Source organism: Nocardia sp. FDAARGOS_372 (assembly GCF_002554515.1).
GTDB classification, from domain to species: domain Bacteria; phylum Actinomycetota; class Actinomycetes; order Mycobacteriales; family Mycobacteriaceae; genus Nocardia; species Nocardia farcinica.
Genome location: NZ_PDDW01000001.1, coordinates 2,564,157 through 2,577,165, shown reverse-complemented (window position 1 = coordinate 2,577,165; position 13,009 = coordinate 2,564,157). Strand labels below are relative to the sequence as shown.

12 protein-coding genes are annotated in these 13,009 nt (G+C 71.0%); 8 read left to right on the top strand and 4 right to left on the bottom strand.

What is annotated here, in order from left to right; genetic code table 11:
• Position 1 precedes the first annotated feature (1 nt).
• The 5 genes from CRM89_RS12360 to CRM89_RS12340 all read left to right on the top strand — a co-directional run bounded on the left by CRM89_RS12360 (position 2) and on the right by CRM89_RS12340 (position 4,998).
• Positions 2–310 carry a transposase gene (locus CRM89_RS12360; RefSeq protein WP_011210204.1) on the top strand — a complete coding sequence of 103 codons (309 nt, stop codon included), beginning with the start codon at positions 2–4 and terminating at the stop codon, positions 308–310.
• Positions 311–359: 49 nt separating this feature from the next.
• Entirely contained in the window at positions 360–2,018 is a 1,659-nt protein-coding gene (locus tag CRM89_RS12355) for a peptidoglycan DD-metalloendopeptidase family protein (protein ID WP_060593239.1), read from the top strand.
• A gap of 95 nt (positions 2,019–2,113) precedes the next feature.
• Entirely contained in the window at positions 2,114–2,632 is a 519-nt protein-coding gene (locus tag CRM89_RS12350; RefSeq protein WP_229434706.1) for a hypothetical protein, read from the top strand.
• A gap of 40 nt (positions 2,633–2,672) precedes the next feature.
• Positions 2,673–4,526 (top strand): type IV secretory system conjugative DNA transfer family protein, encoded by a 1,854-nt coding sequence (locus tag CRM89_RS12345; protein ID WP_011210201.1) that lies wholly within the window; start codon positions 2,673–2,675, stop codon positions 4,524–4,526.
• Positions 4,527–4,584: 58 nt separating this feature from the next.
• Positions 4,585–4,998, top strand: coding sequence for a DUF4913 domain-containing protein (locus CRM89_RS12340; RefSeq protein ID WP_011210200.1), 414 nt, complete (start codon positions 4,585–4,587; stop codon positions 4,996–4,998).
• 63 nt (positions 4,999–5,061) lie between these two features.
• Here CRM89_RS12340 and CRM89_RS12335 read toward each other — a convergent pair whose 3' ends face one another.
• Together CRM89_RS12335 and CRM89_RS12330 are read right to left on the bottom strand one after the other, a co-directional pair.
• On the bottom strand, positions 5,062–5,637 hold the full coding sequence (locus CRM89_RS12335) for a hypothetical protein (protein WP_011210199.1): 576 nt from the start codon (positions 5,635–5,637) through the stop codon (positions 5,062–5,064).
• 138 nt (positions 5,638–5,775) lie between these two features.
• Complete coding sequence (locus CRM89_RS12330) at positions 5,776–6,648, bottom strand: peptidylprolyl isomerase (RefSeq protein WP_041560247.1); 873 nt, start codon at positions 6,646–6,648, stop codon at positions 5,776–5,778.
• Positions 6,649–6,779: 131 nt separating this feature from the next.
• Here CRM89_RS12330 and hisS point away from each other — a divergent pair, with 131 nt between their 5' ends.
• The 3 genes from hisS (at position 6,780) to CRM89_RS12315 (ending at position 9,935) form a co-directional block, all read left to right on the top strand.
• On the top strand, positions 6,780–8,048 hold the full coding sequence (hisS, locus tag CRM89_RS12325; RefSeq protein ID WP_060593240.1) for a histidine--tRNA ligase: 1,269 nt from the start codon (positions 6,780–6,782) through the stop codon (positions 8,046–8,048).
• An 83-nt stretch (positions 8,049–8,131) separates the two neighbouring features.
• Positions 8,132–8,821, top strand: coding sequence for a hypothetical protein (locus CRM89_RS12320; RefSeq protein ID WP_060593241.1), 690 nt, complete (start codon positions 8,132–8,134; stop codon positions 8,819–8,821).
• A 109-nt stretch (positions 8,822–8,930) separates the two neighbouring features.
• Positions 8,931–9,935, top strand: a complete 1,005-nt coding sequence (locus CRM89_RS12315) for a malate dehydrogenase (protein WP_011210195.1) — start codon at positions 8,931–8,933, stop codon at positions 9,933–9,935.
• 6 nt (positions 9,936–9,941) lie between these two features.
• Here CRM89_RS12315 and CRM89_RS12310 read toward each other — a convergent pair whose 3' ends face one another.
• Together CRM89_RS12310 and CRM89_RS12305 are read right to left on the bottom strand one after the other, a co-directional pair.
• Positions 9,942–11,021: a 2-oxoacid:ferredoxin oxidoreductase subunit beta gene (locus tag CRM89_RS12310; protein WP_011210194.1), complete on the bottom strand. Its 1,080-nt coding sequence runs from the start codon at positions 11,019–11,021 to the stop codon at positions 9,942–9,944.
• The gene (locus tag CRM89_RS12305) at positions 11,018–13,006 is read right to left on the bottom strand and encodes a 2-oxoacid:acceptor oxidoreductase subunit alpha (RefSeq protein ID WP_228788222.1); all 1,989 of its coding nucleotides are present in this window, start codon (positions 13,004–13,006) and stop codon (positions 11,018–11,020) included. The genes CRM89_RS12310 and CRM89_RS12305 overlap by 4 nt, the downstream gene beginning before the upstream one ends.
• Between the last annotated feature and the right edge of the window lie 3 nt (positions 13,007–13,009).

Here is a 13,009-nt window from a genome sequence, read left to right as displayed (position 1 = left end):
CATGATGCCGCATCGTTCGTATCGCAAGGTCTCGCCCGAGGTGCGCAAGGCGGCGGTCGAGCAGGTCGTCGCCCTGACCGGCACGCTGCGCAGCGAGACCGAGGCCTGCAAGGTGGTGGCCGAGCAGATCGGCGTGCACGCCAACTCGGTGCGCAATTGGGTGCGTGCCGCCGAGGGACCGAGTCTCGAGCGGATGGACGTCATCGCGTTGCGGCGGAAAGTGGCCCTGCTGCAACAGCAGCTGGCGGCGGCCGCGGAGATGAACCGCACCCTGGCCGACACCCTCAACGAAGCCCGTCGGCGCACGTGACCGGAGTCCTCGCGTCGGTGTCCGACGCCTGCCGCCGGAAGTGGTCGCGGTGAGCGCCCGCGGCGTGCTGTGGTTCGCGCTCGGGACCGTCGTCGGTCTCATCGCGTTGGTCCTGGTGGTGGTGTTGCCCTCGGTCGAGGACCCGTGCGAGGGTTCCTCGCTGCTGGGCGGTGGGCCGAGCGCGCTGCCGCCGCTGGGCGGCTACCCGGCGGGCGACCCGCGCGCCGCCGATCCGTCGCCCGCGCAGGCGAACCCGACCCTGACCGCCACGCCGTCACTGGCCGCAGGCGCGGGCCCGATCCGGCGCACGCTGCCGATGGCGGTCGGCACCTTCACCGTCTCCGACGTCTTCGGCTCCCGCGGCGGCGGGCACAAGGGCGTGGACATGGCCGCCGCCGACGGCACCCCGATCTTCTCGGTGTCCGACGGCCGGGTGGTCGCCGCCGGGCCCGCCTCCGGTTTCGGCAACTGGATCGTGGTGGACTCGGTCGATGTCAACGGCCGCTCGTATTCGGCGGTGTACGGGCACATGTGGGATCACGGTGTGCTGGTGCGGGCCGGTGACACGGTGCGCGCGGGACAGCAGATCGGAGCCGTCGGCTCGGCCGGGGAATCCAGCGGTCCGCATCTGCATTTCGAGATCGTGCCGGGCGGCCGCTTCACCGGCGGGCGCCAGATCGACCCGATGCCCTGGCTCGACGGCGCGCCGACACCGGATCTGGGCGGCGCGCAGTGGTACTCGGCCGACCCGCGGTGCAGCCTCGGCTTCGGCAGCCCGGGCGGCGCGCTCGCGCCCGGCAAGGTGCCGCCGGAACTCGAGGTCTGGTACCGCCGCGCCGGATCGCTGTGCCCGGAGATCACCCCGTCGCTGCTGGCGGCGCAGGGCAGGCAGGAATCCGGCTTCCGGCGCGACGCCACCTCGCCCGCGGGCGCGCAGGGCCTGGCGCAGTTCCTGCCCGGCACCGCCGCCTCCGCGAGCCCGATCGACGGCAGGCCCTACGTTCTCGACGCCGACGGCAACGGTGCGGCCAGCGTGTGGGACGACGGCGACGCCATCATGGGCCAGGGCCGGTACATGTGCTCCCTCGCCGCCAAGATCAGGCAGTGGCAGGCCGAGGGCCGGGTGCAGGGCGATGTCACCGCGCTCGCGCTCGCGGCCTACAACGCCGGTGAAGGGGCGGTGCTGGCCAGCGGCGGTATGCCGAACCAGTATGCGGCGCACTACTCCGAGACCCGGCCGTACGTGGCGAACATCCTCGCGATGGAACCGCAGTACCGCGCACCGGGCTCGCTGGGCCGGTTCACCCCGGAGGAGGGCGAGCGCGGCCCGCAGATCCTCGAGGCCGCCCACGAGTGGCTCGGCACGCCGTACGTGTGGGGCGGCGGTGGTCCGCAGGGGCCGAGCAACGGCGGGATGGACGGGCCTGGCCTGACCGCCGCGGCGGTGTTCGCGGCGTCCGGCGGCGAGGTGATGTTGCCGCGCACGGCCGAACAGCAGTGGGAGTTCGGCGAGGAGGTGTCGATGGGCAAGGCACAGCCCGGTGATCTGGTGTTCAGCGACTTCGGGCCGCGCGGGCCCGCGCGGGTCGGGGTGTACGCGGGGGAGGGGCGGATGATCCAGTCCGCGCCTGCCGGACAGGACAGCCGCGCCGGTGGGGTGAGCGAGCTCCCGGTGCCCGGCGACGCGCGGGTGCGGAGGGTGCTGTGAGCGGACACGGCAGCGCAGTGGCGGCGTCCGGGCGGCCGCGGGGCCCGTCACGGCAGTTAGCCTGGAAGCACAGGACACGCGCGAAACTGGTGGTGGTGCTGGTGCTCAGCGTGGCGGTGACGCTCGCGGCGTGCGGGCGCGGCGACGAGGACGCCGATTCCGGCGTCCCGCAGCGTGTCACGTCCACCACCCGGCTGCTCGAACAGGCGCCCGCGCCCGACCCGGTCACCCCGGAGGGCGTCGCGGTGGTCGCGTTGCGCGAGATCTACACCTGGACACCCGCCTCGGAAGCGCCCGGCGAGTCGTTGCTGCGGGCGCGTAAGTGGCTGGGCCCCAGCCTGATCCGCACGCTCGACAGCTCGCCCACGGAGACGGCAAAACCCGCACTGCAATGGGCGGACTGGGCGCGGGCGGGCGCACGGGTCGATGCGTTCACCTTCGCCTCCGGCGAGCGGGCGCCCGGCGCTACGGGCGGCGACGTCCAGCAGTTCAAGATCGGTATCGAGCAGACGGTGGCCTATCCCGACGGCCGCACCGAGGCGTTGCCGCCCGCCACCGTCATCGCCACGGTGGTGCGCACCGCCGAGGGCTGGCGGCTCGACGCGTTCGGCTGAGCACAGACATTCCCCCGCAGGGCGATTCGAGGAGGCAGACATGGCGAAGAAGAAAAAGGTCACGGATCCGGCGGTACCCGGACCCGATCTCAGCCTGTACGCCGTCTACGCCGGCTTCGCGTTGTTCGGCCTGCTGCTGATCGCCCTGCACTTGGGCAACCAGATGATGAATCCGCCGCAGCAGTTGCCGGTCAACCCGATCGAGGTGGTCGCGGGCATGGCCCGCGGCAAGTACACCTGGCCCACCGGCTCGACGGTCATCGTGCTGCTGGTGTTCGCGTGCGTGGCCGGTGTGCTGGTGCTGCGCAGGCAGATGGCCAAACGCAAGTCGGTGGGTGCGCTGCCGGTGGACGAGAAGGCGCACTACATGGGCACCGGCGGGGCGATCCGCGCGCTCACCGAGGCGGGGGTGCGGGAGAAGGCCGAGCAGCTGGGTATGAAGCTCGGTTACAACGACGCACCGGGCGTGCCGATCGGGATCAGCGTGGCCGACGGCGTGATGCTCTACGGCTCCTACGAGGATCTGCACCTCGACATCTGGGGCCCCCGCCAGGGCAAGTCCACGTCCCGGGTGATCCCGGCGATCCTGGCGGCGATCGGCCCGGTGCTGTCCACCTCGAACAAGCGCGACGTGGTCGACGCCACCCGCGACGTGCGCGAGGCCAAGGGCAGCCCCACCTTCGTGTTCGATCCGCAGGGGGTGGCCGACGAGAGCCCGAGCTGGTACTGGAATCCGCTCGACTGGGTGGACGCCCACCACGAGGGCTGCGAGATGCGGGCGCAACGCCTGGCCGGGCACTTCGCCGACGCCGACAACGGCGGGGACTCCAAGAAGGACGAGTTCTTCGACCCCGAGGCCGAAGACCTGCTCGCCGCGCTGTTCCTGGCCGCGGCGCTCGGCCGCGAACCGATCGTGAAGGTGTGGGAATGGGTCACCAACCCCGTCGACACCGAACCGATCGAGTTGCTGCGCAACGCCGGTCACGACCTGATGGCCTCCGGCCTGGCCATGCAGTACAACGCCGATCCGCGCACCCGCAGCGGCATCTTCGGCACCGCCAAGAAGATGGTGCGCTGCCTGCAACTCACCAACGTGCACAGCTGGATCCTGCCCGGCACGGACCCGCAGACCGGTCTGCCGCGCAGGCAGTTCGACGAGCTGGAGTTCATCGAGCGCAACGGCACCCTGTACTGCCTGTCGCTGGAGGGCCGCGGCTCGGCCGCGCCGCTGGTGAGCGCCCTGACCGAGGCCGTGATCGACGTGGCCATGCGCAAGGCATCCCGCTCCCGCGGCGGTCGTCTGCCGATCCCGCTGCTCGCCGTGCTCGACGAGGCCGCCAACGTGGTGCGCTGGAAGGACCTGCCCAAGCAGTACAGCCACTTCGGCTCCCGCGGCATCGTGGTGATGACGGTCCTGCAGTCCTGGGCGCAGGGCGCGCGCTGCTGGGGAGACGCGGGCATGCTCGCGCTGTGGTCGGCGGCCAACATCAAGGTGCTCGGCAGCGGCGTGGACGACATGAACTTCCTGCGCGACCGCTCGGAGGCCATCGGTGAATACGATTCGATCTCGGCGTCGGTCTCCGAATCCAAAGGCGGCAAGAGCTATTCGCGGTCGCTGTCGTCGTCGAAGACCTTCAGTGTCAACGCGCTGACCACCCTGCCGCGCGGTCGCGCCATCGTGTTCACCTCCGGCCAGCCCGCGGTGCTGGTGCGCACCGTGCCGTGGTGGGAGGGCGAGTACGCCGCCGAGGTGAAGAAGTCCATCGCGCAACACGATCCGCAGCGCAAGACCGAGATCGGCGACGTGATCGGCTCGCCCGCGCTGGTGAAGAAGGACGTCCCGCCGCCGCCCGACCTGCGCAAGGGCGATGTCGAGGAGGTCCGGCCCCTGTGAACCGACCAACGAAAGGCATGGTCTCCGTGGACGTGACGGTACTCAGTGAGGAGCGTCGATGAACCAGCACCTGCCCGGGCCGCCGCGGCCGGAGAAGACGGTCTACGACGGCGTCGTGGAGTTCGTCGAGAACTATCTGAGTCTCGTCTACCGCCGTCAGGTCACCGACATCAGCGAGACCGTCTGGTGCCCCGAATGGTGGAAGCACGCCGAAGCGGCGGTGCGGCTCGAGGCGCTCTGGCGTGCGTGGGAGCACCTGCGGATGGATCCGGCGACGGGCCTGAGCGTGTGGTTCCTCGACCACGCCGACCCGCACATGACCAAGCTGTTCGATCCGCGCGGGCCGTTCAAGTACTGCAGCGTCCGCAACGGGCACAAGGACATGCTGAACCCGCTGCCGCTGAAATCGCCGGTGCAGGGCCAGTTCGATCAGCCCGCCCCGGACGACTACGAATACCGCAACCAGGCCTGAGCGCCCACCGCGGACCGCGAAACGCCCGCTCACGATCGTGAGCGGGCGTTTCGCGGTCGGGCGCTAGTTGCGGGTGCGTTCCAGGCCGCGGCCCTCGATCTCCCGGCTGCGGCTGGTCGACCTGGCCTCGGCCGTGCGCGCCCGCACCGCCTCCTCGGCGGGCAGTCCCTGCCCCACCTCCATGAGCATGCGCACCGCGGCCAGCTCCGGTGCCACGCCCATCTTGGCCAGATGCGCCGCGATCGCCATCCGCCGCTCGGGCGAGTCGTATTTGACCATCGGCGAGCCGGCCGCGCCGGTGGCGGCCGCGGCCAGGCCACCGGAGGCCATGGCCGAACCCGCGGTCGACATCGCACCGCCGGAACGGTCCTTCTCCAGCGAAATGCCTTTGACCGACGTGCTTTTCTCGACCATCCTGGCCAGCTCCAGATTGCGCGGGTCCTTGGCCTTGGACTCGCGCGCCTCCCGGATCTGTAGCTCCTTCGCCTCTTTCATCCGCGCCTCGGTGAGCTTGGCGCGGGCCTCGGCTTCCTTCTGGCCGCGCTCCCGGGTGCGCAGCGCGACCAGGGTCGCCAACTGCAACATTGTCTTCATCACGGCGGCGGTTTCCCGGCCGATATCGTCCAGTTCCTCGGACATGGGCTGCTCCCCGATGCTGCAGTGTTCGCTGTGGACGAATGGTGGTGCGGCGGTTGGTGGTGCGGCGGGTGGTGGCGCAGAACCACCTGTGGTCGAGATTACCCGAGAAACCACCCGGGCAACCCGACGTGCGGCGGGTCAGTCCAGGCGCACCGACTGGATCGTGACCGGGCTGGTCGGCTTGCCGTCACCGGGACCGTTGCTGTCGTCCTGACCGAGCGCGGCGATCTTGTCCAGGGTCGCCATGCTGTTCTCGTCGACGGTGCCGAAGATGGTGTACTGCGGCGGCAGCTGGGAGTCGCCGTAGACGAGGAAGAACTGGCTGCCGTTGGTACCGGGGCCGGCGTTGGCCATGGCCAGGGTGCCGCGCTTGTAGGCGATCGCCTCCATCGCCATCGGGTCGCCCTCGGCGTACTGATCGGTGGGGTACTCGTTGCCGAAGACGTAGCCGGGCCCGCCCTTGCCGGTGCCGGTGGGATCACCGCACTGCAGCACCTTCAGCGTGGCGTCGGCGGTCATCCGGTGGCAGTCGGTGCCGTCGAAGAAGCCCTGCGTGGCCAGGCTGACGAAGCTGTTCACCGTGCACGGCGACTCGGCGTTGTTCAGCGTCAGGCCCAGCGGTCCCTGGTTGGTCTCCACGCTCACGCTCACCGTCGCATCGCCGCCGGTGGTCGGAATGCCCTCGGTCTTGGTCGGCTTCTGCACCGGCTTCGCCGCGGGCTCGGGGCTGTCGGTGTAGGTGCAGTTCACCAGCTCCGGCTTGGGCGTGGCGGCGGGCGGCGCGGCGGCCGACAGCGAGGCCTCGGGGGTCTCCGAGGCGGCGGCGGTGTCGGGCTCCTCGCCCTTGGTGAGGAGGTAGACGCCGGTGGCCGCCGCGGCGACGACCACGACGCCGAGCACGGAGCCGGCGATCGTCAGACGCTTGCGCTTGCGTGCCCGCTCGGCCCGGTTGGCCAGCTGCCGCTCCAGCTTCCGCTTGGCCGCCGCCCGTCGCTGTTCATTGCTCGGCACTACCACAATCCTCCCGTGTCGGCGTACATCGAGGTAAGAGTGTGCCATCCCTTCCTGAGAGGAGGGTCGGGTCGGCGCGATGGGGTAACCGGTTGGACTTGGCGGGCCGCGGTGGGGAAAACTGGAACATCGTGACCAAGACCAGCAGCTTCTCCGCCCCGAAGGGGGTACCGGACTACGTGCCACCCGGCTCGGCCGAGTTCGTCGCGGTGCGCGACGCGCTCCTGCGGGCCGCCCGACTGGCCGGGTACGGGCATATCGAGCTGCCGATCTTCGAGGACACCGGGCTGTTCGCGCGCGGCGTCGGCGAGTCCACCGACGTGGTGACCAAGGAGATGTACACCTTCGCCGATCGCGGCGAGCGCAGCGTCACGCTGCGGCCGGAGGGCACCGCGGGCGTGATGCGCGCGGTCATCGAGCACGGTCTCGACCGTGGCCAGCTGCCCGTCAAGCTGGTCTACTCCGGTCCCTTCTTCCGCTACGAACGCCCGCAGGCGGGCCGCTACCGGCAGTTGCAGCAGGTGGGCGTGGAGGCGATCGGCGTCGACGATCCGGCGCTGGACGCCGAGGTCATCGCCATCGCCGACGCGGGCTTCCGTTCGCTGGGCCTGGACGGGTTCCGGCTGGAGCTGACCTCGTTGGGCGACGACACCTGCCGCCCGCGCTACCGCGAGCTGCTACAGGAGTTCCTGTTCGGGCTGCCACTCGACGAGGAGACCCGCCGTCGCGCCGAGCTCAACCCGCTGCGCGTGCTCGACGACAAGCGCCCGGAGGTGCGGGAGCTGCTCGCCGACGCGCCGCTGATGATCGACCACCTCTCCGAATCGGCCAAAGCCCACTTCGAGCAGGTGCTCGGCCACCTCGACGCGCTGGGCGTGCCGTACGTGGTGAACCCGCGGATGGTGCGCGGACTGGACTACTACACCAAGACCACCTTCGAGTTCGTGCACGACGGCCTCGGCGCGCAGTCCGGCATCGGCGGCGGCGGCCGCTACGACGGGCTGATGGCCCAGCTCGGCGGCCAGCCGCTGTCGGGCATCGGCTTCGGGCTCGGCGTCGACCGCACCATGCTGGCCTTGCAGGCCGAGGGCAAATCGGCGGGCGACCCGGCGCGCTGCGACGTCTTCGGGGTGCCGCTGGGTGAGGCCGCCAAGCAGCGAATGGTGGTCCTGGCCGCCCAGCTGCGCGCCGCCGGCGTGCGGGTCGACCTCGCCTACGGCGGTCGGGGTGTCAAGGGCGCGATGAAGGCGGCCGACCGCTCCGGCGCCCGCTACACCCTGGTGCTGGGCGACCGAGATCTGGCCGAGGACACCATCGGCGTCAAGGACATGAGCACCGGGGACCAGCGGCAGGTGCCGCTGGGCGAGGTCGTCGGCGTGCTGCGCGCCGAACTCGGATAGGTCCCGAGCGGGCGCACCCGCGGGGTACGGTTGCTGCGCACCACGGGTGCGGTGGTTGCTGCGCACCACGGGTGCGGCGGCTGATGCGCACCACGGGTGCGGTGGCGTGTGCGAAGAGGTGGAACGTGGACCCCAACGCGGACCGGGCCGAGCCGGACCGGCCGGTCGGACTCGATCTCGTCGCGCCGGAGACCTACGTCCCGATGCTGCGCAAGCTCGCGCTGGCGGCGGTGGGCGTCGGCCTCGGCGCAGGCCTGCTGGCCGCCGTGCTGGTGGCGTGGCCGATCGCGCTGGCGATCGGGCTGGTCGTGGCCGTGCCGACCGTCTGCTACGCCCTCGCGCTCGGTCGTCGCCGGATCTGGCTCAGCGGCAAGACCGTGCACGCGCGGCTGCTCGTCGGGGAACGCCGCCTCGAGGTGGCCGCGGCCTCCGGCGTCGAACTGCTCGTCTTCCCCGGCCGGCTGAGCCGGGTCGCCCTGCGGCTCACCGAAGGCGGGCAGACCCAGCTCATTCCGCTGGCGATGTACACCGACGGCGGCAGCGGCCGCGAACTGCACCTGCTCGGCCTGCGCAGGCTCGCCGACGCACTCGCCGCGGGCGAGTCCGCGGCCGCCGTGGCGGTGTCGGATCTGCTGATCCGCCAGTTGCGCGCCGAGGCCCGCGACGCCGGGCTCGAGGAACGGCCGCTCTACCGGGCGGTGCGGCTGGCGCGAGCCAAGGACTACGTCTCCCCGGTCGTGCTCACCGACCGCGAGGTCGCCGAACTGACCTGAGGGCGGTAGCCGAAAGACCCTGGTGTTCCGTAGCTCACCACCGCGGTTCGGCCTCGGTGAACCTCGCTAGGGTGGGCAGCGAGACGCAGTCGACCCCGAGGGAGTTCTCGTGAGCACCGCCGACCGCACCGCCCCCGTGACCGTCACCGTGACCGGTGCCGCCGGGCAGATCGCCTACGGCCTGCTGTTCCGCATCGCCTCCGGGGCCATGCTCGGCCCGCACACGCCGATCCGGCTGCGGCTGTTGGAGATTCCCGCCGCCGTCGCCTCGCTGGAGGGGGTGGCGATGGAGCTGGAGGACGGCGCGTTCCCGCTGCTGGACGCCATCGACATCAGCGACGACCCGTGGACCGGCTTCGCCGGAGCGAACGTGGCGCTGCTGGTCGGCGCCCGGCCGCGCACCGCGGGCATGGAGCGTGCCGACCTGCTGGCCGCCAACGGCCCGATCTTCACCGACCAGGGCCAGGCGATCAACGCCGTCGCCGCCGACGACGTGAAGGTGCTCGTCGTCGGCAATCCCGCCAACACCAACGCGTTCATCGCGATGAGCAACGCACCCGACGTACCCGCCGAGCGGTTCACCGCGATGACCCGCCTCGACCACAACCGCGCCATCGCGCAGCTGGCGAAGAAGACCGGCGCACCGGCGACCGAGATCCATCGGATCGCGGTGTGGGGCAACCACTCCGCCACCCAGTACCCCGACCTCACGCACGCCACGGTCGCGGGCCGCCCGGCGCGCGAGCTGGTCGACGAGCAGTGGCTGCGCGAGGACTTCATCCCCACCGTGCAGCAGCGCGGCACCGCGATCATCCAGGCGCGCGGTGCCTCCTCGGCCGCCAGCGCGGCCAGCGCCGCCATCGACCACATCCACGACTGGGTGCTCGGCACCCCGGCGGGGGAGTGGACCTCGATGGCGGTGCCCTCGGACGGGTCCTACGGTGTGCCGGACGGGCTGATCAGCTCGTTCCCGGTGACCTGCGCCGACGGTGCCTACCGGATCGTCGAGGGACTCGAGGTCGACGCGTTCTCGCGCGAGCGCATCGATGCCTCGGTCGCCGAGCTGACCGCCGAACGCGAGGCGGTGGTGGAGCTCGGCTTCGCCAAGGGCTGAGCCCGGCTACCGCACCGTCCAGGTCTCCGGGCCGTTGAGCAGGCGTTGTAGCGAATCCGCTTGCACCGGAGCCTGTTCGGCGGCGGCGGCGTTCTGGGCACGTACCGTGTCGTCGTAGGTCGGACGCGCGACGCTGCGGAACACCCCCGTCACCACATGGGTCAGCTCCTGATCACCCAACCGGGACAGCGCGTAGGCGTACTCCGGGTCGTCGGTGTAGGCGTCGTGCACCACGATGTCGGCCTCGGCGACCTCGGCCGTGCGCGCCACCGCGAGCCCGAAACCGCTACGGACGACCGCGAATTCGCCGTCGGCGCCGAAGGTGATCGGCATGCCGTGGCGCACCGGGATCAGGTGTTGCGCGGCGTTCTCCTTGCGCAGCACGTCGAACGAGCCGTCGTTGAAGATCGGGCAGTCCTGCAGGATCTCCACGAACGAGGTGCCCCGATGGGTGGCGGCCGCCCGCAGGACCTCGGTGAGCCCCGGGCGGTCGGAGTCGAGCGCCCGCGCGGCGAAGGTGGCCTCGGCGCCCAGCGCCACCGACAGGGTGTTGAACGGGTGGTCCACCGAGCCCATCGGCGTGGACTTGGTGACCTTGCCCTGCTCGGAGGTGGGCGAGTACTGGCCCTTGGTGAGCCCGTAGATCCGGTTGTTGAACAACAGGATCGTCATGTTGACGTTGCGGCGCAGGGCGTGGATGAGGTGGTTGCCGCCGATCGAGAGCGCGTCCCCGTCGCCGGTGACCACCCACACCGACAGATCCGGCCTGGTCACCGCGAGCCCGGTGGCGATGGCGGGTGCGCGGCCGTGGATGGAGTGGATGCCGTAGGCGTCCAGGTAGTAGGGGAACCGGCTCGAGCAGCCGATCCCGGAGACGAACATCAGGTTCTCCCGGCGCAGGCCCAGCTCGGCCAGGAACCCGCGCACGGTCGCGAGGATGACGTAGTCGCCGCAGCCGGGACACCAGCGCACCTCCTGGTCGGAGGTGAAGTCCTTGACCTTCTGCGGGGCGTCGGCGGCGGGCACGCCGGAGACGCCGGTGAGGCCGAGGTCGGTGCCGATCAGCGAGCTGTCCACGATGGTCATCGAGTGCTCCCCAGATACGTGGCCCGTGCGCGGGCGGTGAAGGCTTTGTCCTGCTCGAGTTCCTCGATCGAGCCGTCCAGCGCGGCGTCGATGACGCCGACCAGCTCGGCCGCGGAGAACGCGGTCCCGGCGATCTTGGTCCACGGTTTCACGTCCACCAGGTACTTGGCGCGCAGCAGCATCGCCAGCTGGCCGCCGTTCATCTCCGGGGCGACCACCGTGCGATACCGGCGCAGCACCTCGCCGAGATTGCCGGGCAGCGGATTGAGGTGGCGCAGGTGGGCCTGGGCCACCGGCACACCCCGCCTGCGAGCGCGGCGACAGGCCTCGCCGATCGGACCGTAGGAGCTGCCCCAGCCGATGAGCAGCAATTCCGCCCGTCCATCGGGGTCGTCCACCGCCACGTCGGGCACGGCGATGCCGTCGATCTTGGCCTGTCGCAGCCGCACCATCAGCTCGTGGTTGGCCGGATCGTAGGAGATGTCGCCGCTGCCGTCGGCCTTCTCCAGCCCACCGATGCGGTGCGCGCGGCCCGCGGTGCCCGGCACGGCCAGCGGGCGGGCCAGCGTCTCCGGGTCGCGGGCGTAAGGCTGGAAGGCGGGTGCGTCGTCGCCGGCCTCCGGCTCGAAGGCGGGGTCGATGCGGTCGAGGGACGCGACATCGGGGATGGACCACGGCTCGGAGCCGTTGGCGATGGCGCCGTCGGAGAGCAGCAGTACCGGGGTGCGGTAGGTGAGGGCGATCCGGGCCGCCTCGACCGCGGTGGCGAAGCAGTCGGCGGGCGAGCGCGGGGCCAGCACCGCGACCGGGGACTCGCCGTTGCGCCCGTGCAGTGCCTGCAACAGATCGGCCTGTTCGGTCTTGGTGGGCAGGCCGGTGGACGGACCGCCGCGCTGCACGTCGACGATCACCAGCGGCAGCTCGGTCATCACCGCCAGACCGATGGTCTCGCTCTTCAGCGCGAGCCCGGGCCCGGACGTGCTGGTCACGCCGAGCGCGCCACCCAGTGACGCGCCGAGCGCGGCACCGATCCCGGCGATCTCGTCCTCGGCCTGGAAGGTGGTGACGCCGAAGTTCTTGTGCTTGCTCAGCTCGTGCAGGATGTCCGAGGCCGGGGTGATCGGGTAGGTGCCGAGGAAGACCGGCAGACCCGCCAGCTGCCCGGCCGTGACCAGTCCGTAGGCCAGCGCGGTGTTGCCGGTGATCTGGCGGTAGGTGCCCGGCGGCAGGGCGGCCGGGGCGATCTCGTAGGTGGTCGCGAACGACTCGGTGGTCTCGCCGTAGTTCCATCCCGCCCGGAAGGCCAGCACGTTGGCCTCGGCGATCTCGGGCTTGGCGGCGAACTTCTCCCGCAGGAACCGTTCGGTGCCCCCGATCGGCCTGCCGTACATCCACGAGAGCAGCCCGAGCGCGAACATGTTCTTGGCCCGCTGGCCGTCCTTCTTGCCCACGCCGGTCGGTTCCGTCGCGGCCAGCGTCAGCGAGGTCATCGGCACCTGGTGGACCACGAAGTCGGCCAGCGAGCCGTCGGTGAGCGGGTCGCCGGGATAGCCGACCTTGGCCAGCGTGCGCTTGGTGAACTCGTCGGTGTTGACGATGACGGTGCCGCCGCGTGGCAGGTCCGCGAGATTGGCCTTCAGCGCGGCCGGGTTCATCGCCACCAGCACGTCGGGCTGATCGCCCGCGGTGAGCACGTCGTAGTCGGCGATCTGGATCTGGAAGGAGGAGACGCCAGGTAGCGTGCCCTGCGGTGCGCGGATCTCGGCGGGGAAGTTGGGCTGGGTCGCCAGATCGTTGCCGAAGGCGGCGGCCTCGTGGGTGAAGCGGTCGCCGGTCAGCTGCATGCCGTCACCGGAGTCACCGGCGAAGCGGATCACGACCTTGTCCAAGGGGGTGGCGTCCGGTTTCGCCCGAGCGGCGGCGGATGTCGCTGCCGCTGCGCCACTTTCGATGCCCTGAGGCCTGCCGTTGTCCTGCGGATCCATGGG

What these genes read in the sequence shown, in the direction of transcription:
- CRM89_RS12345 (WP_011210201.1), top strand. Translation starts at nt 2,673, where the DNA reads ATGGCGAAGAAGAAAAAGGTCACGGATCCGGCGGTACCCGGACCCGAT.
- CRM89_RS12360 (WP_011210204.1), top strand. Translation starts at nt 2, where the DNA reads ATGATGCCGCATCGTTCGTATCGCAAGGTCTCGCCCGAGGTGCGCAAG.
- CRM89_RS12305 (WP_228788222.1), bottom strand. Translation starts at nt 13,006, where the DNA reads ATGGATCCGCAGGACAACGGCAGGCCTCAGGGCATCGAAAGTGGCGCA.
- CRM89_RS12310 (WP_011210194.1), bottom strand. Translation starts at nt 11,021, where the DNA reads ATGACCATCGTGGACAGCTCGCTGATCGGCACCGACCTCGGCCTCACC.
- CRM89_RS12320 (WP_060593241.1), top strand. Translation starts at nt 8,132, where the DNA reads ATGCGCACCACGGGTGCGGTGGCGTGTGCGAAGAGGTGGAACGTGGAC.
- CRM89_RS12340 (WP_011210200.1), top strand. Translation starts at nt 4,585, where the DNA reads ATGAACCAGCACCTGCCCGGGCCGCCGCGGCCGGAGAAGACGGTCTAC.
- CRM89_RS12335 (WP_011210199.1), bottom strand. Translation starts at nt 5,637, where the DNA reads ATGTCCGAGGAACTGGACGATATCGGCCGGGAAACCGCCGCCGTGATG.